Annotated in this window: 23 protein-coding genes; 11 read left to right on the forward strand and 12 right to left on the reverse strand. The window is 73.4% G+C overall.

The annotated features are described in order from the left end of the window. The first annotated feature begins 1 nt into the window (after position 1). Both GA0070624_RS04880 and GA0070624_RS04885 read left to right on the forward strand, forming a co-directional pair. The gene (locus GA0070624_RS04880; RefSeq protein WP_091337012.1) at positions 2-1,456 is read left to right on the forward strand and encodes an NF041680 family putative transposase; all 1,455 of its coding nucleotides are present in this window, start codon (positions 2-4) and stop codon (positions 1,454-1,456) included. Positions 1,457-1,556: 100 nt separating this feature from the next. Beyond that, positions 1,557-2,087 carry an alpha/beta fold hydrolase gene (locus GA0070624_RS04885; RefSeq protein WP_091337013.1) on the forward strand — a complete coding sequence of 177 codons (531 nt, stop codon included), beginning with the start codon at positions 1,557-1,559 and terminating at the stop codon, positions 2,085-2,087. Here the strand turns inward: GA0070624_RS04885 and GA0070624_RS04890 are convergent. After that, positions 2,080-3,099 (reverse strand): questin oxidase family protein, encoded by a 1,020-nt coding sequence (locus tag GA0070624_RS04890; RefSeq protein ID WP_091337014.1) that lies wholly within the window; start codon positions 3,097-3,099, stop codon positions 2,080-2,082. The genes GA0070624_RS04885 and GA0070624_RS04890 overlap by 8 nt on opposite strands. Positions 3,100-3,132: 33 nt before the next feature. After that, positions 3,133-3,675, reverse strand: coding sequence for a phosphoribosyltransferase family protein (locus GA0070624_RS04895; RefSeq protein WP_091337017.1), 543 nt, complete (start codon positions 3,673-3,675; stop codon positions 3,133-3,135). A 206-nt stretch (positions 3,676-3,881) separates the two neighbouring features. On the opposite strand from GA0070624_RS04895, the gene GA0070624_RS04900 reads away from it, so the two are divergent. Next, the gene (locus tag GA0070624_RS04900; protein WP_176731597.1) at positions 3,882-4,517 is read left to right on the forward strand and encodes a septal ring lytic transglycosylase RlpA family protein; all 636 of its coding nucleotides are present in this window, start codon (positions 3,882-3,884) and stop codon (positions 4,515-4,517) included. A 100-nt stretch (positions 4,518-4,617) separates the two neighbouring features. Further along, positions 4,618-5,745 carry a PP2C family protein-serine/threonine phosphatase gene (locus GA0070624_RS04905; protein ID WP_091337019.1) on the forward strand — a complete coding sequence of 376 codons (1,128 nt, stop codon included), beginning with the start codon at positions 4,618-4,620 and terminating at the stop codon, positions 5,743-5,745. 9 nt (positions 5,746-5,754) lie between these two features. On the opposite strand, the gene GA0070624_RS04910 is transcribed toward GA0070624_RS04905, so the two are convergent. Then, positions 5,755-6,243: a MarR family transcriptional regulator gene (locus GA0070624_RS04910; RefSeq protein WP_091337021.1), complete on the reverse strand. Its 489-nt coding sequence runs from the start codon at positions 6,241-6,243 to the stop codon at positions 5,755-5,757. An 88-nt stretch (positions 6,244-6,331) separates the two neighbouring features. Between GA0070624_RS04910 and GA0070624_RS04915 the strand changes: the two genes are divergently transcribed. The 3 genes from GA0070624_RS04915 to GA0070624_RS04925 all read left to right on the forward strand — a co-directional run bounded on the left by GA0070624_RS04915 (position 6,332) and on the right by GA0070624_RS04925 (position 9,445). After that, positions 6,332-7,000, forward strand: coding sequence for an NAD(P)-dependent oxidoreductase (locus GA0070624_RS04915; RefSeq protein WP_091337023.1), 669 nt, complete (start codon positions 6,332-6,334; stop codon positions 6,998-7,000). A gap of 138 nt (positions 7,001-7,138) precedes the next feature. Then, positions 7,139-8,995 (forward strand): acyl-CoA dehydrogenase, encoded by a 1,857-nt coding sequence (locus GA0070624_RS04920; protein ID WP_091337024.1) that lies wholly within the window; start codon positions 7,139-7,141, stop codon positions 8,993-8,995. A 180-nt stretch (positions 8,996-9,175) separates the two neighbouring features. After that, the gene (locus GA0070624_RS04925; protein ID WP_091337027.1) at positions 9,176-9,445 is read left to right on the forward strand and encodes a DUF6458 family protein; all 270 of its coding nucleotides are present in this window, start codon (positions 9,176-9,178) and stop codon (positions 9,443-9,445) included. Positions 9,446-9,521: 76 nt separating this feature from the next. On the opposite strand, the gene GA0070624_RS04930 is transcribed toward GA0070624_RS04925, so the two are convergent. Then, positions 9,522-10,058 (reverse strand): SixA phosphatase family protein, encoded by a 537-nt coding sequence (locus tag GA0070624_RS04930; RefSeq protein WP_091337029.1) that lies wholly within the window; start codon positions 10,056-10,058, stop codon positions 9,522-9,524. A 116-nt stretch (positions 10,059-10,174) separates the two neighbouring features. Here GA0070624_RS04930 and GA0070624_RS04935 point away from each other — a divergent pair, with 116 nt between their 5' ends. Continuing rightward, positions 10,175-10,465: a DUF6458 family protein gene (locus GA0070624_RS04935; protein ID WP_091337030.1), complete on the forward strand. Its 291-nt coding sequence runs from the start codon at positions 10,175-10,177 to the stop codon at positions 10,463-10,465. 59 nt (positions 10,466-10,524) lie between these two features. Here GA0070624_RS04935 and trhA read toward each other — a convergent pair whose 3' ends face one another. After that, the gene (gene trhA / locus GA0070624_RS04940; RefSeq protein ID WP_091337031.1) at positions 10,525-11,202 is read right to left on the reverse strand and encodes a PAQR family membrane homeostasis protein TrhA; all 678 of its coding nucleotides are present in this window, start codon (positions 11,200-11,202) and stop codon (positions 10,525-10,527) included. Positions 11,203-11,309: 107 nt separating this feature from the next. On the opposite strand from trhA, the gene GA0070624_RS04945 reads away from it, so the two are divergent. Genes GA0070624_RS04945 through GA0070624_RS04955 form a run of 3 tightly spaced genes read left to right on the forward strand, consistent with a single transcriptional unit; the run spans position 11,310 to position 13,499 of the window. Then, complete coding sequence (locus tag GA0070624_RS04945; RefSeq protein WP_091348186.1) at positions 11,310-11,921, forward strand: 5-oxoprolinase subunit B family protein; 612 nt, start codon at positions 11,310-11,312, stop codon at positions 11,919-11,921. Further along, on the forward strand, positions 11,918-12,766 hold the full coding sequence (locus tag GA0070624_RS04950; RefSeq protein WP_091337033.1) for a 5-oxoprolinase subunit C family protein: 849 nt from the start codon (positions 11,918-11,920) through the stop codon (positions 12,764-12,766). Before GA0070624_RS04945 ends, GA0070624_RS04950 begins: the two co-directional genes overlap by 4 nt. Then, positions 12,750-13,499: a LamB/YcsF family protein gene (locus tag GA0070624_RS04955; protein ID WP_091337035.1), complete on the forward strand. Its 750-nt coding sequence runs from the start codon at positions 12,750-12,752 to the stop codon at positions 13,497-13,499. Before GA0070624_RS04950 ends, GA0070624_RS04955 begins: the two co-directional genes overlap by 17 nt. 224 nt (positions 13,500-13,723) lie before the next feature. On the opposite strand, the gene GA0070624_RS04960 is transcribed toward GA0070624_RS04955, so the two are convergent. From GA0070624_RS04960 to GA0070624_RS04990, 7 genes are all read right to left on the reverse strand, one after another. Beyond that, a complete protein-coding gene (locus tag GA0070624_RS04960) occupies positions 13,724-15,562 on the reverse strand; it encodes an NHL domain-containing thioredoxin family protein (protein WP_091337037.1) in 1,839 nt (612 codons plus the stop codon). 135 nt (positions 15,563-15,697) lie between these two features. Continuing rightward, positions 15,698-16,240, reverse strand: a complete 543-nt coding sequence (locus GA0070624_RS04965; RefSeq protein ID WP_141714932.1) for a hypothetical protein — start codon at positions 16,238-16,240, stop codon at positions 15,698-15,700. A 153-nt stretch (positions 16,241-16,393) separates the two neighbouring features. Beyond that, positions 16,394-16,645 (reverse strand): hypothetical protein, encoded by a 252-nt coding sequence (locus tag GA0070624_RS04970; protein ID WP_091337039.1) that lies wholly within the window; start codon positions 16,643-16,645, stop codon positions 16,394-16,396. An 81-nt stretch (positions 16,646-16,726) separates the two neighbouring features. Beyond that, the gene (locus GA0070624_RS34585; protein ID WP_176731598.1) at positions 16,727-16,891 is read right to left on the reverse strand and encodes a hypothetical protein; all 165 of its coding nucleotides are present in this window, start codon (positions 16,889-16,891) and stop codon (positions 16,727-16,729) included. Positions 16,892-17,348: 457 nt separating this feature from the next. Then, positions 17,349-18,917 carry a recombinase family protein gene (locus GA0070624_RS04980; RefSeq protein ID WP_091337043.1) on the reverse strand — a complete coding sequence of 523 codons (1,569 nt, stop codon included), beginning with the start codon at positions 18,915-18,917 and terminating at the stop codon, positions 17,349-17,351. Between the two features lie 44 nt (positions 18,918-18,961). Then, positions 18,962-19,084, reverse strand: coding sequence for a thioredoxin domain-containing protein (locus GA0070624_RS36320; RefSeq protein ID WP_281180947.1), 123 nt, complete (start codon positions 19,082-19,084; stop codon positions 18,962-18,964). Positions 19,085-19,203: 119 nt separating this feature from the next. Beyond that, positions 19,204-22,080 carry an LppU/SCO3897 family protein gene (locus tag GA0070624_RS04990; protein ID WP_091337046.1) on the reverse strand — a complete coding sequence of 959 codons (2,877 nt, stop codon included), beginning with the start codon at positions 22,078-22,080 and terminating at the stop codon, positions 19,204-19,206. Between the last annotated feature and the right edge of the window lie 122 nt (positions 22,081-22,202).

Raw genomic sequence — 22,202 nt, forward strand, 5'->3', positions numbered from 1 at the left:
GATGAGCAGTGTGCCTGACCCCGCTGGCCGCGTCGAGTCGCTGCGGCGACTCGCAGGGTTCCGGGAAGAGTTTTACGGCTGTCTGACCCGTCGGGCGGACGCCCTGTTCGAGCTGACCGACGCGGTGTTGTGCGCGGATGGCCCGGTGGACAGCTTGGTCGGGTTGAGCCTGACCGCCGAACATCGCCGGGGTCATGGGGCGCTCTACGATGCGGTCAACCACGGGCGTCTGGAGCTGGCCCGGTTGCGCCGGGCCGTGGCCGCGTTGCCGGTCCCGCTGGCCGCTGACGGGCGGATCGTGCTTGCGGTGGACGTGTCCGCGTGGCTGCGCCGGGAAGCCCACACCAGCCCGGACCGGCTCTACTGCCACGTGACCGGGCAGACCCGCGCCCAGGACCAGCGAGTCCCCGGCTGGCCGTATTCGATCGTGGCCGCCCTGGAGACCGGCGCTACCTCCTGGACCGCGCTGCTCGACGCGGTCCGGCTCGGTCCGGCCGACGACGAGACGGCCGTGTCCTGTGCGCAGGTGCGGGAGGTCGTGGACCGGCTGATCACCGCCGGACACTGGCGTGAGGGTGACCCGCCGATCCTGATCGTGACCGACTCAGGCTACGACTCCGCCCGCCTGACCCACGACCTGCGTGATCTGCCGGTCGAGATCCTCGGGCGGCTGCGTTCCAGCCGGGTGATGCGCCTACCGGCACCGGCCCGCACCCCGACCACGATCGGCCGGCCCCGCCACCACGGCCCGGAACTGCGGTTGTCCGACGAGACCAGGACCACCTGGCCCCAGCCAACCCACCACACCCACACCGCCACCTCCCGCTATGGCACCGCACAAACCCGCACCTGGAACCGGGTGCATCCCCGGCTGACCCGCCGCGCCGCCTGGATCAGCCACACCGGGCCGCTGCCGATCCTGGAAGGCACTCTGCTGCGGCTGACCGTCGACCGCGTCCCCTCCGGTCAGAACCCCAAACCGATCTGGCTGTGGTGCTCCACGCCTGATCTGACCGCCGCCCAGGTTGATCTGCTCTGGCAGGCCTACCTACGCCGCTTTGACCTAGAGCACACCTTCCGGCTGCTCAAACAGACCCTCGGCTGGACCCGACCCCGCTTGCGCGACCCGAACGCGGCCGACACCTGGACCTGGCTGATCCTCACCGCACACACCCAACTACGGCTGGCCCGCGGCCTCACCGACGACCTGCATCGTCCCTGGGAACGACCCGCCGACCCCACCCGACCCGAACGCCTGAGCCCCGCCCGGGTCCGCCGCGGGTTTCGGAACCTCCGGCCGAAGACCAGCCATCCCGCGCAGGCACCAAAACCCACCCGGCCAGGCCCCGGACGTCCACCCGGCAGCCCCAACCGACACCGCGCACCCCGCCACGACGTCGGTAAAACCATCCACCGCGCCCGCAACCAAGCCGACCAGCAAAAACGCGAAGGTTAAAAAACAAGCTAGTCGCCGGGTTGATCTCCTGTCGTCGATTTGCCACCCCACCGCCGGTCGGCTGGCGATACGGTGGGCCGGTTGTCGAGAGGAGGCGGCCATGGCGGACCGGCGGGCGGTGCTCATTCCCGGCCGAGGCTACGACACCCGGTACCCGCTCTTCCTCTACGCGGGGGAGGCGCTGCGCCGCGTCGGCTTTGCGCTGCACGGGATCAGCTGGCAGGTACCGGAGCGGTTCGCACCCAACCAGGACGGGCCCCGAGCGGCCATCGACTGGGTGGCTCGGCAGGTGGCCCCGACGCTGACCGAGCCGACCGACCTGCTGGTCGGCAAGTCGCTCGGCTCACTGGCCACGCCGCTCGCCGCCGACCGAGGGCTGGCCGCCGTCTGGCTCACCCCGCTGCTCCACGTGGCCGAGGTGGTCGACGCGCTGCGCCGGGCCACCGCGCCGTACCTGCTGGTCGGCGGGACGGCGGACCCGTCCTGGGACGGGTCGCTGGCCCGCCGGCTCACCCCCCACGTGCTGGAGATCGAGGAGGGCGACCACGCGCTGATGGTTCCGGGCCCGCTGGCCTGGTCCGCCGAGGCGCTGGGCCGGGTCTGCACCGCCGTCGAGGAGTTCGTCAGATGAGCTGAGCGGCGTAGCCGGCCGCCAACAGCACCCGGTCGTCGCCGGTCGCCGCGTGCGCGTCGAGCACCGCGTCGGCCAGCTTCACCACGTGCGCGTCGCCGTGCCGGGCGGCCCGGGCGAAGATCTCCGCCGGGCCGCCGGGCGCGACCGCCGGCAGCGAGGCGGGCGCGGGCGGGGCGTACACCGAGGTCACGGCGGCCGTGGCGGACCAGGCCGCGGCGACGCTCGGCGCCCAGACCACCGGATCCAGGGCCGGCAGCGTACGCAGCACCGCGGTCGGCGCGGTCACCGCGTGCACCAGCATCACCGGGTTGCCGTGCCCGAACCGGAGGTAGTCCAGGCCGGCCCGGTGCACCAGGTCGGTGAGCGTTCGCTCCGCCTCCGCCGGGGTCGTCGGTGGGCGGAGCGCCGCGACCGCACCTGGCCATTCCGATACGTCCGGCAGCCGGCCCAGCCGCTCCCGGATGCCGCCGGTCCGCTCCGCGATCCGGGGCAGCCCGGCCAACGCGGCCGCCACGTCGGACCGGCCGGTGAGCGGGCCGACCCCGGGCACCGGCTGCCAGCGGGCGGCCCAGTAGCCCAGCGCCTGGCCCAGTTCGGCCAGCCGGTCCGGGGCGGCGCCGTCCTCGCGCAGCACCCGGACGGCGTGCCCGACCCGGATCACGCCGTGGGTGGCGCCGGCCGCGATCCCCGGCAGCAGCCGCGGCCACCAGGTCCCGAGCACCGCCCGCCAGGGCCGCTCGCGCAGCTCGCGATCGAAGTGGGCCAGCCAGTCGCCGGCCCGCTTCGGGTCGCCGAGCGCCTCGCGCCAGTCGTCGATCGGCCGGAGCCCGCGGGGCAGCTCGTCGAGCCGGCGCAGGTAGTCGTCCAGCCACCGGTGTACGCGCGTACCGTGCCCGTGCCGGACCAGCGCCTCGACCGCCATCGGGCCGTGGTTGGAGAGCCAGCCCTCGAACTCCGGGCCGGTCCCGTGCAGCCGTCGGTACGCCTCGTCCAGGATGCCGTCGTCCATGCGGCGATCCTCGGAGCTCAACCGCGCTTCAGGTCAAGCCTGCAGTCGGGCGGCGTCGATCAGACCATGGACCCGCAGCTCGGCGGCGAGCTCCGGCGGGCAGTCGGTCACCGCGGTGGCGGTGCCGATCACCTCGGCGCCCCGGTCGGCGCAGATCTCGTACAGGGCGCGCAGTTGGGCGCCGGTGGCCACCCAGTCGTCCACCACCAGCACCCGGTCGCCGGGGCCGAGGTGCCGGTCCCGAACTCCGAGGGCGACCCGGCGACCGCGGAAGTCCGGTGGGCTCTGCGCCCAGGTGACCGCCCCGGCCGGCAGCCGCCCGTCGCCCGCCTTGTACGCCGGCACGAACCCGACCCCGAGCGCGGTCGCGGCCAGCGGCCCGAGCAGCAGGCCGGTGACCGCCGGGGCGAGCACGACCGTCGGCCGGGTGGACCGGAAGGGCGCGACCAGGGCGGGACCGAGTGCGACCAGCACCTCCGGGTCCCGCCACCAGCCGGAGACGTCGCTGACCAGGTGGTCGCTCTCCGGACCGGGATCGACCCAGCGGAACAGCTCGACCAGGCGTTCGCTCAGCACGGCACCATCCTGCGATACCGACGCGAGGTGATGAGGCACCGGTGCGGGGCAGCGGCTGTTCCTACGATCGGCCCACCGTCGGCCGGATGATCGTCTACACGTATCCCCGCAAATACGGGCATATCACAATGATCACGTTGACTTCGGATGTAGCTCTCTCGTTACGGTCCGAGCCGGTTTGCTCAGCTGACGAAAGGACCGGGCCGGTGGCTGGTAAGCACCACATTCGTACCCGCAGGTTCTCGCCCGCGGCCATCGCGGCGACGGCGGCGGTCGGCGTGGCGCTCGCCGTCGGTGGCACCGTCGGCGCGGTCCAACTGACCTCGGGCCAGGCCGCCCCGGAGCCGACCGTCGCCGAGGCCGTGCCCAGCACCCTCGCCCCCACCTCCCCGTCCGCGTCGCCCAGTGCGACCGCCTCGTCGAGCCTCAGCCCGTCACCGAAGGCGACGGCCACGCCGACGCCGACCCGCACGCAGGCCGCCTCCCGGAGCAAGGCCCGCACCGCCAGCCCGCAGCCCAGCGTCACCGCGACGAGGACCGCGGCGGCCGCCAAGGTGGTCAGCAGCGGCTCCTGCGGCGCGTCCTTCTACGACGAGGGGCAGACGACGGCCAACGGCGAGAGCTTCAACCCGGACGCGCTGACCGCCGCACACAAGACCCTGCCGTTCAACACCAGGGTCCGGGTGACCAACCCGGCGAACGGCAAGTCCGTCACCGTCCGGATCAACGACCGCGGCCCGTTCGTCGACGGCCGTTGCCTGGACCTCTCCCGGGCCGCGTTCGCGGCGATCGCCCCCCTCGGACTCGGCGAGCTGACCGTGACGTACGAGGTGCTCGGCTGATCGGGTGACCGACGGCGATCAGGCCGCCGGGGCGGACCGGCCGGACAGAACGGCCTCGGACGAGGGGTCAGGTCCATTCACCCATTCCCGTCCATCAGGCATGCTGTCCGTTGTACGCACGCAACCCTTCCAGTCGGGCCGCGGCCCGCTGAGCCCCGGATCCCGCGCCGGCCTCGGCGCGGCCCTCGGGCTGCTCGTACTCGCCTCCGCAGTGGAGTTGGCCGACGGTCGGCCGGCCCACTACGTCGCGCTGATGGTCGGCGCTCCGTTCCTTGCCGCGGCGCTGGCCTCCTGGCGGGTGGTGCTGGGAGTGGGCGCCCTGGCCACGGTGATCGGGGCCGGCTTCGCCCTCGCCGAGCGGACGATGTCGCTGGTCACCGCGGTCAACGTGGCCGGCATCGCGCTGGCCACCGGGATCGCGGCCGCCGTCGCCGCGGTACGCCAGCGGCAGGCCGAGCAGATCGCCGAGCTGTCCAAGCTGGCGGCGGTGGCGCAGCAGGCGGTGCTCCGGCCGCTCGGCCCGCAGGTGGGCACCCTGTCGGTCGCGGGCCGTTACATCTCCTCCACCGCCACCGCGGAGATCGGCGGGGACCTGTACGAGGCGATGGACACCCCGTACGGCGTACGCATGATCATCGGGGACGTCCGCGGCAAGGGGCTGGACGCGGTCCGCCTGGCCAGCATCGTGCTCGGCTCCTACCGGCACGTGGCGTACGAGCGGGCGGACCTGCGGGCCGTGGTGACCGATCTGGACCGGGCGGTGGCCCGCAACGTGGGCGACGAGGATTTCGTCACCGCCGCGTTGGTGGAGGAGCGGGGCGGCACCCTCACCATCGTCAACTGTGGACACCCGTCACCGCTGCTGCTGCGCCGAGGCGCGGTGATCCCCCTCGAACCGCCCGCGCCCGCGCCCCCGCTCGGCTTCATGCCGGTCGTCCGGCCAAGGGTGGAACGCCTGGAACCGGGCGACCGGTTGCTGCTCTTCACCGACGGCCTCGGCGAGGCCCGTCGGGACGGTGAGTTCTTCCCGACGGCCGACCGGGCCTGGCGACTGCTCGGCCACGGCACGGTCGCCGACGGGCTGGCGTCGCTGGAAACCGCCCTGGTCGAGTGGGTGCACGGCCGGCTCGACGACGACATCGCGCTGGTGCTGATGGAATACACCGGCCCGCGCAGCGGCGCGGCCGCCGCCGTGCCGAGCTGGGAGGTCGGCGCGGCCGAGAGCTGACGCCGGCGCTCAGCCGTCGGCCAGCTCGTCGGCGGCCCGTCGCCCCGCCTCGCCGGCCCGGTGCAGGAAGTCGGCGATCAGCTCCAGCTGGCTCGCGTCGTACCCGGCGCAGATTTCGTCCATCGACGCGTTCATGCCGGCGTAGAGGCGGTACACCTCCGCATTGCGCTCGCGGAGCGCCCGGACCGTGACCGAGCGGCGGTCGGCGGCGGCCGGGTCCCGCTCCCGCACGATCCATCCGCCGCGCTGCAGCCGGTCGAGGATCCCGGTCACGGTGGCCGGGTGCAGGCCGGCCCGCCGGGCCAGCGCCCCCGGGCTGATCGGCCCGTGCCGGGCGATCAGGTCGAGGCAGTCCAGGTCCACGTCGCGCAGCGAGAGGCGTACGCCGACGTGGTGGTTGAGGAGCCCGAGCTGGTTGCTCAGTTCCCGCATCGCGTCCTTGACCCGGGTGGCGGTCCGGCGGTGGCGACGCGCGTCCTCAGATGCTACGGAATCCATATTGTTCGAGCCTCGTATCAGATGTTTACGGTTCCCATATCTTACGAGGATCGGCCGCCGGGCGCGGTCGCCGACGGAAGGCGTACCCATGAAAATCACCGTCTTCGGTGCCACCGGTGGCATCGGCCGGCATCTCGTCGACCAGGCCGTCGCCGCCGGCCACGAGGTCACCGCCGTGGCACGTCAGCCGGGGCGGCTGGCCGGCGTACCGGTCCGGGTGGTCGCTGCCGACCTGGCGACGGCCGATCCGGCGACGCTGCGGGCGGCGGTCGCGGGGGCCGACGCGGTGCTCTCCGGCCTGGGCCCCCGCTCGGCGGTCGACGCCGGCATCGCCGCCCGGGGCACCGGGGCGATCGTCGAGGCGATGAGGGAGTCCGGCGTACGACGGATCGTGGTGGTCAGCGCCGCGCCGGTTGGCGTGGTGCCGTCCCCCGGCCGGCCGCACCCGCCCAAGCGGGACCCGGGCGACGGGCCGCTGATGCGCTTCGTGTTGGGGCCGGCGATTCGCCGGGTGCTCCGCCGGCACTACGCCGACCTCGCGCTGATGGAGGAGATACTGCGGGACAGCGGCCTCGACTGGACGGTCGTCCGCCCGCCCCGGCTGACCGACAAGCCGCTGACCGGCGCCTACCGGACGGCGTACGGGCGCAACGTGCGGGGCGGCCTGACCGTCTCCCGGGCCGACGTCGCCCAGCTGATGCTTCACTCGCTGGACCAGCCCGAGTCGGTCGGGCGGACCGTCGGCGTGGCGAACTGACGGACGCCGGAGGGTCGGAAGCTGAACCGGAAGTGTGTAATCGGCGTCACTTGGTTGATCGGCTTGTCGACCGCTACCCGCGAGTAATACAGTCGGGGTTACTGATCGGTAACCTGTCCGGAAGCGGGGCCAGCGAGCATGACCCACTACAAGAGCAACCTTCGGGACCTCGAGTTCAACCTGTTCGAGGTCTTCGGGGCGGACCGGACGTTCGGCCAGGAGCCGTACACGGACCTGGACGTCGAGACCGCCCGCAGCTTCCTCTCCGAGGTCGACCGCCTGGCCCGCGAGGACCTGGCCGCGAGCTACACGGACAGCGACCGCAACCCGCCCGTCTTCGACCCGGCGACGCACACCGCGCCGCTGCCGGAGTCGTTCAAGAAGTCGTACCAGGCGTTCATGGACTCGGAGTTCTGGCGGCTGGACCTCCCCGAGGCGCTCGGCGGCACCAACGCGCCGCGGGCGCTCTGGTGGTCGCTCGCCGAGCTTGTGCTCGGCGCGAACGCCCCGATCTGGATGTACGCCTCCGGCCCGTCGTTCGCGCACGTGCTGCACGTCGAGGGCACCGAGCAGCAGAAGAAGTGGGCCAAGCTCTTCATCGAGAAGCAGTGGGGCTCCACCATGGTGCTCACCGAGCCGGACGCCGGCTCGGACGTGGGCGCCGGCCGTACCCGCGCCGTCCCGCAGCCGGACGGCTCGTGGCACATCGAGGGCGTCAAGCGCTTCATCACCTCGGGTGAGCACGACCTGAGCGACAACATCGTCCACTATGTGCTGGCCCGCCCGGCCGGCGTCGAGGGCGTCGGCGGCCCGGGTACCAAGGGCCTGTCGCTCTTCGTGGTGCCGAAGTACCACTTCGACGAGCACACCGGCGAGCTGGGCGAGCGCAACGGCGTCTTCGCCACCAACGTCGAGCACAAGATGGGCCTGAAGGTCTCCAACACCTGCGAGGTGACCTTCGGTGAGCACGGCGTACCGGCCAAGGGCTGGCTGCTGGGCGAGAAGCACGACGGCATCCGGCAGATGTTCATGATCATCGAGTACGCCCGGATGATGGTAGGCACCAAGGCGATCGCCACCCTCTCGACCGGCTACCTGAACGCCCTGGAGTACGCCAAGAACCGGGTGCAGGGCGCCGACCTGATCCAGATGACCGACAAGACCGCGCCGCGGGTGACCATCACCCACCACCCGGACGTGCGTCGCTCGCTGATGCTGCAGAAGTCGTACGCCGAGGGTCTGCGGGCGCTGGTCTGCTACACCGCCGGCTGGCAGGACAAGGTCGCCATCGCCGAGGCGGCCGGCGACGAGAAGGCCACCAAGCTGGCCAAGCGGGTCAACGACCTGCTCCTCCCGCTGGTCAAGGGCGTCGGGTCCGAGCGGGCGTACGAGCTGCTCGGCCACGAGGCGCTGCAGACCTTCGGCGGCTCCGGCTTCCTCCAGGACTACCCGCTGGAGCAGTACGTCCGGGACTCCAAGATCGACACCCTCTACGAGGGCACCACGGCGATCCAGAGCCTCGACCTGATCTTCCGGAAGATCGTCCGGGACAACGGCAAGGCGCTGATGGCGGTCGCCGGCGAGATCCAGGAGTTCATCACCTCCGAGGGCGGCAACGGCCAGCTCAAGGAGGAGCGGCAGGCGCTCGGCAAGGCGCTCGCCGAGATCCAGAACATCCTCGGCGTGATGACCGGGTGGCTCGGCGAGGCGCAGAGCGGCGACGCCCGGGCCCTCTACAAGGTGGGCCTGAGCAGCCGACGCTTCCTGCTGGCCGTCGGCGACCTGGTGGTCGGCTGGCTGCTGCAGAAGCAGGCCGACGTGGCCCTGCGGGCGCTGAACGGCGAGGTGTCCGCCGCCGACAAGGCGTTCTACACCGGCAAGGTGGCCGCCGCCCGGTTCTTCGCTCGCGAGGTGCTGCCCCGCATCGGCGCCGACCGGCGGATCATCGAGGGCGCCGACCTGGAGCTGATGGACCTCCCGGAGGAGGCGTTCTGAGCCCCGATGGGGTGAGGAGTCCGGTTCGGCACTGATACCCGGCGGCCGGCGAGCGCGAGCTCGCCGGCCGCCGTCGTGATTTCGACTCCCGGACCGGTAGCCGGGCGGGCTGGCGGGTAACCGTCGCGGACCACCGCAGGTACACGCCCAAGGGCCACCGCACGGGGGAGTGCAGCGCACATGGGCATTGGTAGTGGAATCTTTCTCATCGCCATCGGGGCGATCCTGACCTTCGCCATCCGGGCCAACGTCTGGTGGATCGACCTGCGTGCGGTCGGCTGGGTACTCATTCTGGCCGGGCTGGCCGTTCTGCTCACCACGCTCTGGTTCTGGCAGGACCGGCGCAGGCGGGCCCGCACCCTCATCGTGGAGGAGAACCGGCTCTCCCATCCGACCGCGATGATGCCCCCGCCGCCCGACCCGCCACCGCCCACGGCACCGCCGTCCTGAGCTGTTCAGTCGCCCGCCGCGTCAAGAGGGGCCCCGGTGCAACGGAAACCGTCAACAGAGGGCCCCTCCTTTCACCTCAGCCGCGCGCGGTGTGCCGGTTGACGATGGGGCCGCCGCCCGGTGCCAGCTCGGCCCAGGGCGTCGTCGCCCGGTGCATCACCAGGTCCGTGGTGCGCAGCCCGTCCGGGTCGGCCCGCTCCGGGTCCAGCAGCGCCGAGAGCAGCGAGATGCCCGGGTTGTGGGCGATCAGCAGCACGACGCCCGCCGCCGGGTCGACCGTCCGGACCAGCCCCAGCAGGTCCTCCGGGCGTGCCTCGTACGCGGCGCCCTCGTACCGCACCACCGGCGCGGACCCCGCCGGTCCCCCCTCCGGCGGGGACCCCGTCATGCCCAGCGCCACGTCGTGCCAGGTCTGCCGGGTCCGCCGGACGCTCGAGCAGAGCACCACGTCGGGGAGCACGGCGTGCCGGGCCAGCCAGGCGCCGGCTGCGGCCGCGTCGGCGTGACCGCGCGCGGTCAGCGGCCGTTCCGCGTCCGGGGTGTCCGAGGACTGCTCGGCCTTGGCGTGCCGCAGCAGCACCAGTGTCCGCTCCTGGTTCCTGCCGTCCGTCATGGGCTCAGCTTGCCTGATTGGCGATCGGAGCGCCTGGGTAAGTCGATGGATGCCGCTACCTCATCCATGGCCGCGGCGGGTAGGAAACGCCAGCTGAACGCCAAGGAGGCGACATCATGGGCATCGGTGCCAGCATCTTCCTCATCGCGCTCGGCGCGATCTTCGCGTTCGCCATCGACGCCAATCTGGGATGGCTCGACCTGAACGTCGTCGGCTGGGTGCTGATGCTCGTCGGCGTCGTCGGCCTGATCACCACCCTCTACTTCTGGAACACCCGCCGCCGCACCGTGGTCGCCACCCCGGTGCGCGAGGACCGGGTCGTGGCCGACCGGGTGGTCCCGGTGCAGGACGACCGGGTGGTGCGGGAGGAGTACCGCGAGGTGCGCCGCCCCGGCTACCCCGCCTGAGCACCGCACACACGTCGGGGGTCCCGCAACGGCGCGGGGCCCCCGAAGCGTGCCCATGATCAGGCGAACAGGGCGAAGTAGATCGCGATGTGGTGGCAGATCGCGGCGACCAGGGTGCAGGCGTGGAAGAACTCGTGGTGGCCGAAGACCGTGGGCCACGGGTTCGGCCGGCGCAGCGCGTAGAAGACCGCGCCGACGCTGTAGATCGCGCCGCCGACGATCAGCAGGACCAGGGCGGTGACCCCGCCCGAGTGCAGGATCTGCGGCAGCATCGCCACGGCGACCCAGCCGAGCGCCAGGTAGAGCGGCGCAGAGACCCAGCGCGGCGCGTGCGGCCAGATCAGCTTCAGTGCCACGCCGGCCAGGGCCCCACCCCACACCAGGCTGAGCATGATGCCGGCCTGCCGGGTGCCCAGCAGGAGGGCACAGAACGGCGTGTACGTGCCGGCGATGAACACGAAGATCATCGAATGGTCCATCCGGCGCATGATCTGGTAGCCGCGCTCCGACCACACCCGCCGGTGGTAGAGGGCGCTGGTGCCGAAGAGCCCGCAGACGGTCAGGCTGTAGATGAGGCAGCTGACCAGCGGCGCCCAGCCGGGCCGGGCGGCGGCGATCGAGCAGAGCACGATGCCGCAGACGAGTGCGACGAAGAACGCGTAGGTGTGCAGCCAGCCGCGCATCCGGGGTTTACCGATGTCGACCGGCTTGAGCCGAAGCGGTGCGGAGGTGGTCACGGCAATAGGTTACGGCACCGTAGGTTACTTGTAAGTAGTGTGGCCCGTCACGCCTTCGGTCCGGACGGAGGGCCCTTGTGGAGCCTCGGATCCGCGAGTATGGCGGGATGCGGATCCGGCCCGTCGGCGCGCACGCTCTGCTGCTTGACTGCGACGACCCCGACCAGGTGCAGGGGTGGCGCGCCGAGTTGTGGCGTCGCCGCGAGTCGGGCGAGTTGAGCGCGGTGGAGATCGTCCCGGCGGCCCGCACGGTGCTGCTGGACGGCGTACCCGATCCGGCGTCGACCGCCGCGCTGATCGCCGGCTGGACGCCGCTGCCAGTCGCCACCGCGACCGCTGGCGGCGAGGTCGAGGTGCCCACCGTGTACGACGGCCCGGACCTGCCGGCCGTCGCCGAGCACTGGGGCGTCGACGTGCCGGGGGTGGTCGAGCGGCTGCGGAGCACCGAGTTCCGGGTGGCCTTCTGCGGCTTCGCACCCGGCTTCGCGTACCTGACCGGGCTTCCCGCGGAGTTGGCGGTGCCCCGGCTGCCCAGCCCGCGGCCCCGGGTGCCGGCCGGATCGGTTGCCCTCGCCGGCCCGTACGCCGGGATCTATCCGACCGCCTCGCCCGGCGGCTGGCTGCTGGTCGGGCGGACCGGGCTCACCCTCTTCGACGTGCACGCGAACCCGCCGGCCCGGCTCATCCCCGGCACCCGGGTCCGGCTGGTGTCGGCATGATCGAGGTGCTCCGGGCCGGCGCCCTCACCACCGTGCAGGACCAGGGCCGACCCGGCTTCGCCCACCTCGGCGTGCCCCGGTCCGGGGCGCTCGACCCGGCGGCGCTGCGGCTGGCCAACCGGCTGGTCGGCAACCCGGAGGCCGCCGCCGGGCTGGAGATCACGCTGACCGGTTGCCAACTGCGGTTCACCCGGGCCGCCACGGTGGCGGTGACCGGGGCCGACGTCGAGATCCGGGTGGACCGGCGGCCGGCGGACGTCGGCCGGCCGCTCTCCGTGCCGGCCGGGGCGGTCCTGCGGATCGGTCCCGCCCGTACCGGCGTCCGCAACTGGCTGGCCGTCTCCGGCGGGCTCGACGTGCCTCCGGTGCTCGGTAGCCGGGCCACCGACACCCTCTCCGGCCTCGGCCCGCCCCCGGTACGCGACGGCGACCGGCTGCCCCTCGGCTCCCCGGTCGGCAACCCCGCCCCGGTCGACGTGACCGTCACGGCGCCGGTCACCGACGAGCTGCGGCTGACGTTGCGGCTCGGCCCCCGGCACGACTGGTTCACTCCGGCCGCGCTGAACCTCCTGCTGACCACCCCGTACGCGGTCAGTCCGCTGAGCAACCGGGTCGGCGCGCGACTGGTCGGCGCACCGCTGCCCCGCGCGGTGGCCGACGAGCTGCCCAGCGAGGGGCTGGTGCTCGGCGCGGTGCAGGTCCCGGCGGACGGTCAGCCGCTGATCTTCCTCGCCGACCACCCCACCACCGGCGGATACCCCGTCATCGGGGTGGTGGACGAAGTAGCACCCCTCGCGCAGGCCCGCCCGGGGACTACGGTGAGGTTCCATGGACCTCAACGCTGATCTCGGCGAGGGATTCGGCATCTGGCGGCTCGGCGATGACGAGGCGCTGCTGGAGCTGGTCACCTCCGCCAACGTGGCCTGCGGTTTCCACGGCGGCGACCCGTCCACCATGCGCCGAGTCTGCGCGGGCGCGGCCGAACGCGGGGTCGCCATCGGCGCCCAGGTCGGCTACCGGGACCTGGCCGGCTTCGGCCGCCGGCACATCGCGTACGGCTTCGCCGAGCTGCGCGACGAGGTGACCTACCAGCTCGGCGCGCTGGACGGGTTCTGCCGGTTGTTCCGCACCCGGGTGCGTTACCTCAAGCCGCACGGCGCGCTCTACCACGCCGCGGCGTCCGACGAGGCACAGGCCGCGGCCGTGGTCGCCGCGGTCGGTGCGTACGACCGCGAGCTGCCGGTGCTCTGCGCGCCGGGCTCGGTGCTCGCCCAGCTCGCGGTCGGCGCGGGACTGCGGGTGGTCGCCGAGGGCTTCGCCGACCGGAACTACCTGCCCAACGGCTCGCTCGTGCCCCGGACGGCCGCCAACGCGCTGGTGACCGACCCGGAGGAGGTGGCCGCCCGGGCCGTCCGGATGGCCACCGAACGCACCGTGGTGGCGGTCGACGGCACTGTCATTCCGCTTCAGGTCGAGTCGATCTGCGTGCACGGCGACTCTCCGGGTGCGGTGCGGTCCGCCGGGATGGTCCGGGCCACGCTGATCGACGCGGGGATCACCCCGAAGCCGTTCGCCTGATCCCGGTCAGCTTTCCCACGCTCGACGCGTCGGGAGCGGACGGCGGCGTGTCGTGACCCGGCGGCGCATGTCCCCATGGGCGATATGACGAAGCGGCATGTTTATGACGCTCCGGCATATCGCTCGCGGGGCATGTGCCTTCGGAAGCGGCGGGACTTCGGGAGCGGCGGGACTTCGGCGCGTGAGCCGGCCACCCGGGGCCGGCGCTCGATCGGACCGCCCGGTCAGGCGTCCAGGCCGCGCAGGACCAGCGGCAGCCGGGTGGCCGCCCCCTCGACCACGCGTACCGGGACGCCCCAGTCCTGCCGGGTCAGGTGGCAGGCCGCGTGCTCGACCTCGGCGTCGCAGGTGGCCGCCTGGGCGGTCACCTGGAGCACACCACCGGACACCTCGCCGTTGACCACCAGCCGGCGGGACAGATCCGTGGTGGTGCCGGCACCCTCGAGCAGCAGCTCCGGCGGGGACGCGGAGACCACCAACCGGGTGGACGGGCCATACGTCTCGTCCAGCTTCTGTCCCGGTGCCGGGGTGAAGATCACGTCGAGCGTCATCTCTCCGGCCGCCACGTCGGTCGGCTTCCGCTCGGTGCGGTGCCGGGGCCCGTCCACCGTGCCGGCGCCGGCGGCGGAGAGCGCGCCGGGGGCCAGCCGGGTCAGCCGGTGCGCGCCGGACTCGACCACCAGCACCTCCCCCTCCGGGGTGAGCACCAGGTCGCTCGGCTCGGCCAGCCCGTCCGAAACCGTGGAGACCTGGTCGGTCTCCGGGTCGAAGCGGCGGACCGCGCCGTTGTAGGTGTCGGCGATCAGCACCGAGCCGTCCGGCAGCGCACACACCCCCAGCGGGTGCTGGAGCAGTGCCTGATCGGCCGGGCCGTCGACATGGCCGAAGTCGAAGAGCCCCTGCCCGACCGAGGTGCCCAGCACGCCGTTCTCGACGTACCGGATGGCGCTGGACTCGCTGTCGGCGATCCAGAGGCGGGCCCCGTCGGCGGAGACGGAGAGGCCGGAGGGCTGCGCCATCCAGACGTCCGGCAACGGGCCGTCGCGGAGGGCCTCGACCGTCGTGCCGGCGTACACCCCGGCGGTCCGCTTGATCGGGTCGAACCACCAGAGCTGGTGGATGCCGGCCATCGCGATGATGACCTTGTCTTCGTACCAGGCGACGTCCCAGGGGGAGGAGAGGTCGACCGAGCGCGCGTCGTGCGCGTGGTCGTCGACCGTCGCGCGCCACGGCCGGCCGGTACCGGCGACCGTGACCACCTCGCCGTTGGCCAGTCGGACGCCGCGCAGCAGGTGGTTGACGGTGTCCGCGACGACCAGGTCGTACCCGGCCACCTCGGCGACGTGCGTGGGGAGCAGGCAGAGCCCCTGCGGCTCGGAGAAGGTCGCCGTCTCCGGCGGGCCGTCGTCGTCGCCCCGGGTGCCCGAACCGAACCGGCGGAGCACCTTTTCGCCGTCCGGGGCCAGCTCCACCAGCGAGTGCCGGGCAGAGTCGGAGACCAGCAGGTTGCCGCCGTCGAGCACCACGGCCTTGCCGGGGAAGCGCAGCGTGGTCTCCGGCTCGGCCGGCGGGACGTAAGGGCCGTCGCCGCGGTGCAGGGTGCCCTTCGCCTCGTGGGTGGCGATCAGCTCGTCGATCAGCCGGGACAGCCCCTCGGCGTGCCCCTCACCGGCCATGGTGGCCACCACGTAGCCCTCGGGGTCGACCACCGACAGGGTGGGCCAGGCCTTGGCCGCGTACTGCTGCCACATGCCCAGCTCGGGGTCGTCGAGCACCGGGTGGTGCACGCCGTACCGTTCGACCGCCGCGGCCAGCGCGTCCGGGTCCTTCTCGTGCTCGAACTTCGGCGAGTGCACGCCGATGACGACCAGCACGTCGCCGTACTTCTCCTCGAGCGGGCGCAGCTCGTCGAGCACGTGCAGGCAGTTGATGCAGCAGAAGGTCCAGAAATCCAAGATGACGCAGCGACCTCGAAGGTCCCGCAATGTCAGGTTTCGTCCCCCAGTGTTAAGCCACTGGCGGCCCCGTAGCTCGGGCGCACGGACGCGGGCTGAAGCGGTCATTAGGCAAGCCTGTCACGGCGTCGCCGGGGACGTCCGGCGGGGCGGTCAGGTGGCCGAGGAGAGCCCGGCCGACCCGGGCGCGTCGCCGGGGGCGGCTGGACGCGGCCGATGGTCAGGCGGGGCCCCCGGTAATCCTCAGAGCAGGCTCAGGACTGCCGGGATCGCCATGAGGACTGTGCCCATGCCGACGAGCAGTAGGCCGGATAGCTGAAGTCGGGCTGTCCCGACGACGGCGTCCTTCGCCAGCCTCTCCACGTCCCGATCCGCCTGGTCTAGGCGCTCGCCCAGTTTATTTATCTCGTCGTGTACGGCCTTGACGTCCTGGTTATGCCGCCCTCGATCATCGCGGGCCGCCTTCTCGATGTTGTTGACGCGCTGGACCAGCAGCATCACTTGCTTCTCTAGGGGCGCATCCTCCGGAATCTCCGGTCCAACGAACGTCGCCCATGCCGTCCCTACGGAGACCGATACGCCGATGGATTGCGCCTGGAGGGTCGCGTTTCGTCGTCGCCAGGGCATGAGGCGGAACGATTGCACGCGCAGCCACTGCCAGGCCCTCGCCAGCAACGGCCATAGCGGACCGTCGCCGTACTGCGTGTGGTCGCGCCACAAGGCCACGCAGGCGCATCCGGTCCCGGCGAGTGTCAACGCGAGACCCAGCAAGGTCAGAGTTAGCACGACCAGAATTGTGGCAGGTCGATGCCATGACGGCCCGGGCGTGTAAACGCAGAAAGCCCCCGACCCCGGCGCGCGGACCAGGATCGGGGGCGTTCGTCGTGTGCGGCGAGGGCGGGCCGTCTACCCGCCGAGGGGCGACCGTAGGCGGCCGAACTAAGCGGCGGCTACCTCGGGCCAGGGTGCGACCTCCTCGGCGCTCTGAGGGTCTGCCTCGGGGTATCGGCGGGCCATCTCCCCCGCGACGCGATAACGCAACCAGCGGACCAGCAACCGGTACTCGCCGGGCGTGGTCACGCGGGGCCCGTACTCGGCGACCAGCTGGCGCGCGATCTCCGCGCGGACGGCGTCCGGGCCAAGCGGATACCAGACCGCTAGACGGTCTTCGTCCAGCCGGAACGCCTTCACGGCCTGGCCGTCGTCGTGGCGCTTGGGGGGCGGTCGGCAGTACGCGGTAGGACCGCGCGGCCTCGGACATGCGGTAGACGGTCACTCGGCGACCTCCGGTCCGGCCGAGAAGTTGACCGCGGCGAGGCGGGCGCGGACGTCCTCGCGGTGGATGCGCGGGGAAGCGGCGGCGTGGAAGGCGGCCAGGGCTACGCCCCGGGACCCGTCGCCGTGCGTGTAGGCGTACGACCAGGCGGCCGACCACAACGCCGAGGCGGTCCAGCCGATCGCCGGACGGCGCGCGAAGTCGGACGGTCGGAACGGCGGGAGGTCTTCGCCGCGAAGGGTCGGCGTGACGGTCTCGGCCGAGGCGGGCGCGCGACCAGCGCGGCGCGCCCAGGGCCAGTTCTTCGCGGGCTTCCTCGGCGTGGCGCGGGGACAGGTACTCGATACGGGCGAAGCCGTGCCGGATCAGGGCGGCCAGCTGGTTCGGGTTCATCGCGCGTCGCCCCCGTTCCGCCGGGTGGCGAGGGTGGCCAGGTAGGCGGCGAGGCCGGACGCCTTGCCGGCGTACGCGGCGATCAGGCGCGCAGGGCGCGCAGGTACGGTGGACGGCGCGCAGGTACGGTGGACATAGCGGAAGGACTCCTCTTCCGTTAGGGCCTCGGTCGGCGGCGGAATCGCTCGGCCGGGGCCTGCCTTATTTGGTTGTGAGTGAGGTCTGTCAGGCGTCGGTGGGCGCGTGGTCGGCGTCCAGGGGCGCGGGGTCGGATTCGTGGGCCCACGTAAAGCGGAGGCGGGCGTGAGGGTCGAACCGCACGCCCCGGCGGCCGTTCGCCGGGGCGACGGTTACGGCGTTCAGGGCCAGGCCGAGGAGGCCGCGGCGGTCGGCGACGATGGCGGCCTCCCACGCTTCCCGCGCTAGAACCGGGTCGAGTAGCGGGGAGATATCGGCCTCGGGCAACGGGAAGTCGGCCAGGTTGCGGCGCAGTCCAGCGACACGGGCGGTCAGGCGTTCGTGTAGTCGGTTCCACCGCTGAATCGCCTCGGGGCCGACAAACTCCCCGCGCAGGTATCGGGCGTCTTCCAGGTCGACCAGGGCGGCGTTAGCGTCTTCGAGCGCGGCCGTGATGGTGGCCCGCTCGCGGATGATGTCCGGGTCATGCCGGGCCACCCACCGCTCCGCCACGGCGTCTAGCAACGGGTCGCCCGGTTCGGTCGCGGCCAGGCGGTTAATGAAGGCCTCGACCACGGCACGGTCTACGGCGGCGATAAACGCCGTGGTGTGCGCCGGGCACGGGTGGCCGAGGCGCTGTGCCTGGCAGACGTAAGACTTGCCAAGGGCCGACATACGGCCGCCGCAACCGCCGCAGCGGAGGAAGCCGGTCAGGAGGTGGGATACCTGCGCGCGGACGCCCCGGGCGCGGCCGAGGTTGTCGGCGGCGGTGCGGTCTTCCAGGATGCGGACGACTTGCAGTTGTTCGGCGGGCGTGATGATCCCCCGGCCGATCTCGACCGTCTCGCCCGTCTCGGGGTCGCGCCAGGGGACAACCTTCGCCGTGTACTTCCCGTCGCGCTTGACGGTCTCGGGGAGTAACCCGGCGAACGCGGGCGACTTGAGAATGGCCGACAGCGTTCCGACGCCCCAGTTACCGCCGCGCGGGGACAGGACCTCGCGGGCGTTCAGGTCACGGGCGATACGGACCAGCGGTTCGGCGGACAGGGCCCGGTCGGCGATCTCCCGGGCGATCGGCGCGGTGCGTGGGTCGTGGTCTAGCTTCCCGTCCTCGGCGACCGACAGGCCGTACGGCGGCTGACCGCCGATCCAACGGCCGAGGCTGCGAAGGTGGGCCTTCGCCGAGGCGACCCGTAGGCCGATGTTCGCGGACTCGCTGCGGGCGACCTCGGACAGCAGCGCCAGAACTAGCCGGGACTGTTGGTGCGACGTGTCTAGGCCGTCCTGAACGAAGACAATCCGGCCCCCGACTTTCTCGACCTGGTCCAGGACTTGCCCGACCTGGCCCATGCCACGGCGGGACAGCCGGTCGACCTTCCAGACAACCAGGGTCCCGACGGTCCCGGTCGTGAGCGCGGAGATAGCGGCGTCAAACCCGGCGCGGTCTACGGCCTTGTAGCCGGACCGGCCCCGGTCAATGTGGACCGTGCGGACTTCCAGCCCGTTACGGGCACACCAGGCCCGACAGTCGGCCTCCTGGCGTTCAATGGCGGTCTTTCCCTCGCGGTCGAGGGATAGACGCAGGTACAGATCGGCGAGGTGTTCGTGATGAGACATGCCGAGGACGTTAGGGCCCTCGGCGGGGGAGTTGCAAGTCTCTTCTAGGACTTCCCAAAGTCGATCAACAGGATCCTGCCCCGCAGATCGGACAGCTTCAGGTCCCGCCCGCCGGTGTTCAGCCAGCCCCGACCGCGCAGCTCAGGGGCCCGTACTCGTGCGCTCATGCCTTCAGTCTGCCGGACCGGACCGGCCCAATCGGCCGCACCCCAGAGGGACTCGATCACAATCCGGACGTACGACGGCGGGGCCACGGATCGTCCGTGGCCCCGCCGTCGCGGAACTGCTACTTGCCGGCCGGCTTCAGGCAGAGCACCCGGTCGGCCCCGCCTCCCGGCAGCACCACGTGCGGCTGGGTCGGGTCGGCGCACTTCTCCTTGGCGTCGACCCGGGAGACCACGGTGAAGGCACCCTGCTCGCCGCAGTTGGCGGCCACCGCGCCCCCGCCGGACTGCTTGACGCACGAGCCCACGGCCGGGTCGAACCCGGCCGGCTTGTCGTCGCCGCCGACCTTGCCGAGCAGCGCCAGCAGGCCGAGCGGAACCGCCAGGATCAGCACCGCTGTGATCAGCACGGCGGCCAGCACCCGGCCGTTGCGCACCTTCGGCGTCGGGGCCTCGGTCGCCGGCTCGGACTCGGGCTTGAACGCGTCGAACCGGCCCTGGTCCGGGTCGGCGCCGGGGCCTGGCTGCCAGGCCGGGGGCGCCTGCTGGGGCGGCGGCGGGAAGGCGGGCGGGAAAGCGCCCTGGGCCTGCTCGTTCATCGCCGGCCCGTGGCCCGGCGCGGCGTTCACCGACGCGCGCCCACCGGCCGGGCCGGCGAACGGGCCGCCGGGACCACCCGGGTTGGCGAACGGGTCGCCGGGGCCGGCGAACGGGTCGCCCGGACCAGCCTGGCCGGCGAACGGGTCACCCGGACCGCCGAACGGTTCGGCCGGACGGTCGCCGCTGTGCGGGTGCACGCCGTTGACCGGGCGGTTGTTGCCGGCCGGGTTCATGAAGGAGGGCACGCCGGTCGGGAAGGGGGGCGGGCCCGCGGGCGACGACGGCGGGGCGGACGGCACCGGCGGCGCCTCGAAGGCGTTCGGCGGCGGCGGACGGTCGTGGTCGTCGAAGCGGGGCTGCCCGCCATGCTCGTCGAAGCGCGGGCCCTGCTCCGGGTAGCCGTTCGGGCCGCTCTGCTCGGGGGCGTCCTCCGGCTCCGGCCGGGTCGGCCGGCCGTAGACCCGGGGCTGCGGGGCCGGCGCGCCGGCGGGCAGGGGCTGGTCCGCCGGAGGCGTCACCCGGCTGGCCAGCGGCACCGCGGCGCTTGCGGAGACGCTCCCGGCCGCGCCGGCCTCCGCCGAGGGTACGGCGGCCCGGGCGGCGACCCCGGACTCCGGGGACGTACGCGGCGCAGGCACCACCGGCCCGGCCGGCGCCTGCGGCTCCTCGGGCGAGGGCCCGGCCCATCCGGGAACGCCCGACTGCTCCGACTGGTGCGCCTGCGGCTCCCGGCCGACCGGCTCGGCGTGCCCCTCGGCGGGCGAAGAGAACTGGGCCGGTGGCGCGTAGTCGGCCGGCGGCGAGGCGGCCAGGCTGGCGCCCGGCACCCGCTGCTCCTGCGGCGGCAGTGGCATGGCGTTGGCCGGCGAGATTCCCGGACCCGGCGCCGGCTGGTAGACCGGCGGCTCCTCGGCGCGGCCCGGCTCCCAGCCGTTCGACTGCGGCTGGGCGGGCTCCGCCTCGGCGGCCCGGCCCCACGCCTCGCCGGGGGCCCAGGGTTCGGCGTCCGGGATCGCGGGGCGGTCACCGACGGTCCACTGTGGCGGGCTGTCCTGGTTGGCGCCCCAGGCCGGCGTGCCATCCGGGGACGGCACCGACGCGCTCGCCCGGGCTGATGCCGGCTCGGGCGGCGTCCAGCCGGCGGCCTCCGGCCGGTCGCCCGGCGCCGACACGGATGCCGCGCCCCAGGCGCCGGCCTGCGCCGGCTCCTCGGCCGCCGCCCAGTCCTGGCGGGGTCGGTCGTCGTGCTGCTGCGGTACGGCGGCGGCGCCGCTCCACCCGCGGGCCGGAGCCTGATCGTCCTGCCCGGCCCAGGCCGGCTGCTGCGGATCCTCGCCCCGCGCCGCGGCCCGACCGGCGGTCCAGCCCCCAGAGCGGTCCGGGTCGTCGTGCTGCGCGGTCGCACCAGCTTCCCAGCCGCCGGATCGGACGGATTCGTCCTGCTGCGCGCCGGCGGTCCAGCCGCCCGAGCGGGCCGGGTCGTCCTGCTGGGCCGACGTGCCGGCGGTCCAGCCGCCCGAGCGGGCCGGGTCGTCCGGCGTGGACCAGGTGTCGTGCGGCGGCCCGGCCGGCGTGGGCACCTGCGCGGCGCCGCGGGCGGTCGACTCGCCGGGCGCCCACGCGGGCGCGGACTGCTCGCCCGCCCAGGCCGGGTGATCGTCCTGCCGCTGGGCGGCGGCCCCGACGGCCCAGCCACCCGGGCGGTCGTCCTGCGGCGCACCGGCCGGGTTCCAGCCGCCGGACCGGGCGGGATCGTCGTCCTGCTGCGGTGCTGGCGCGGCGGTCCAGCCGCCGGAGCGGGCCGGGTCGTCGTGCCCGGCGGGCGTCGGCACCTGGGCCGCGCCGTGGGCGCTCGGCTCACCGGCCTGCGCCCAGGCCGGCTGCTCTCCCTGCGGTGCGGCACCGGGCGCGGGGGCGGCGGCCCAGGCGGGGCCCGCCTGCTCGGGCGGGGTCGCCCACGCCGGCGGGGACTGTTCTCCCTGCGGGGCGCCGGACGCGGGCGCGGCCGGCCAGGCGGGACCCGCCTGCTCCGGGGTCGCCCAGGCGGGCTGGGTCGAGCCGGCCGGCGGGGCCCAGGCACCCGGTTCGTCCTGCTGCGGCGCCTGGCCCGCGGCCCAGGTGGCGGCCGGCGGCTGACCGCTCGGCGGACCCCAGGCCGGGGCGGGCGGCTGGTTCTCCTGCGCGGCCCAGGCGGGGGCGGGTGCCTGGTCGTCCGGTGCGGCCCAGGCGGGGGCCGGCTGGCTCGGCCGACCGGCGGGCGGGGCCCAGCCGAGGTCGGGGGCGCCGGGGTACCCGTTGTCCTGCTGCGCCGGGCGGTCGCCGTACGGCGCCGGTCCGCCGGCGCCCGGCGACACCTCGCCCGGCTCCTGGCCGTGGCGGTGCGGGGCCTCGGACGTCATGGGTGGGCCTCCTCCATCACATGTCGGCCGCCGATGCCGATCGGGACCGTCGGCATGGTTGCCGGCGTCGCCGGGGGTACCGGCCGTGCAGGCTCCCCGCACCGTATCCGGTGGCCGCCCGG

The sequence above is a fragment of the Micromonospora rhizosphaerae genome (assembly GCF_900091465.1).
GTDB classification, from domain to species: domain Bacteria; phylum Actinomycetota; class Actinomycetes; order Mycobacteriales; family Micromonosporaceae; genus Micromonospora; species Micromonospora rhizosphaerae.

Excerpts from the sequence above, each read along its gene's own strand:
- GA0070624_RS04925 (WP_091337027.1), top strand. The coding sequence starts at position 9,176 with ATGGGCATTGGTAGTGGAATCTTTCTCATCGCCATCGGGGCGATCCTG.
- GA0070624_RS04950 (WP_091337033.1), top strand. The coding sequence starts at position 11,918 with ATGATCGAGGTGCTCCGGGCCGGCGCCCTCACCACCGTGCAGGACCAG.
- GA0070624_RS04980 (WP_091337043.1), bottom strand. The coding sequence starts at position 18,917 with ATGTCTCATCACGAACACCTCGCCGATCTGTACCTGCGTCTATCCCTC.
- GA0070624_RS04960 (WP_091337037.1), bottom strand. The coding sequence starts at position 15,562 with ATGACCGCTTCAGCCCGCGTCCGTGCGCCCGAGCTACGGGGCCGCCAG.
- GA0070624_RS04935 (WP_091337030.1), top strand. The coding sequence starts at position 10,175 with ATGGGCATCGGTGCCAGCATCTTCCTCATCGCGCTCGGCGCGATCTTC.
- GA0070624_RS04905 (WP_091337019.1), top strand. The coding sequence starts at position 4,618 with ATGCTGTCCGTTGTACGCACGCAACCCTTCCAGTCGGGCCGCGGCCCG.
- GA0070624_RS04915 (WP_091337023.1), top strand. The coding sequence starts at position 6,332 with ATGAAAATCACCGTCTTCGGTGCCACCGGTGGCATCGGCCGGCATCTC.
- GA0070624_RS04955 (WP_091337035.1), top strand. The coding sequence starts at position 12,750 with ATGGACCTCAACGCTGATCTCGGCGAGGGATTCGGCATCTGGCGGCTC.
- GA0070624_RS04890 (WP_091337014.1), bottom strand. The coding sequence starts at position 3,099 with ATGGACGACGGCATCCTGGACGAGGCGTACCGACGGCTGCACGGGACC.
- GA0070624_RS04880 (WP_091337012.1), top strand. The coding sequence starts at position 2 with ATGAGCAGTGTGCCTGACCCCGCTGGCCGCGTCGAGTCGCTGCGGCGA.
- GA0070624_RS04885 (WP_091337013.1), top strand. The coding sequence starts at position 1,557 with ATGGCGGACCGGCGGGCGGTGCTCATTCCCGGCCGAGGCTACGACACC.
- GA0070624_RS04920 (WP_091337024.1), top strand. The coding sequence starts at position 7,139 with ATGACCCACTACAAGAGCAACCTTCGGGACCTCGAGTTCAACCTGTTC.
- GA0070624_RS04930 (WP_091337029.1), bottom strand. The coding sequence starts at position 10,058 with ATGACGGACGGCAGGAACCAGGAGCGGACACTGGTGCTGCTGCGGCAC.
- GA0070624_RS36320 (WP_281180947.1), bottom strand. The coding sequence starts at position 19,084 with ATGAGCGCACGAGTACGGGCCCCTGAGCTGCGCGGTCGGGGCTGGCTG.
- GA0070624_RS04990 (WP_091337046.1), bottom strand. The coding sequence starts at position 22,080 with ATGACGTCCGAGGCCCCGCACCGCCACGGCCAGGAGCCGGGCGAGGTG.
- GA0070624_RS04910 (WP_091337021.1), bottom strand. The coding sequence starts at position 6,243 with ATGGATTCCGTAGCATCTGAGGACGCGCGTCGCCACCGCCGGACCGCC.
- GA0070624_RS04945 (WP_091348186.1), top strand. The coding sequence starts at position 11,310 with ATGCGGATCCGGCCCGTCGGCGCGCACGCTCTGCTGCTTGACTGCGAC.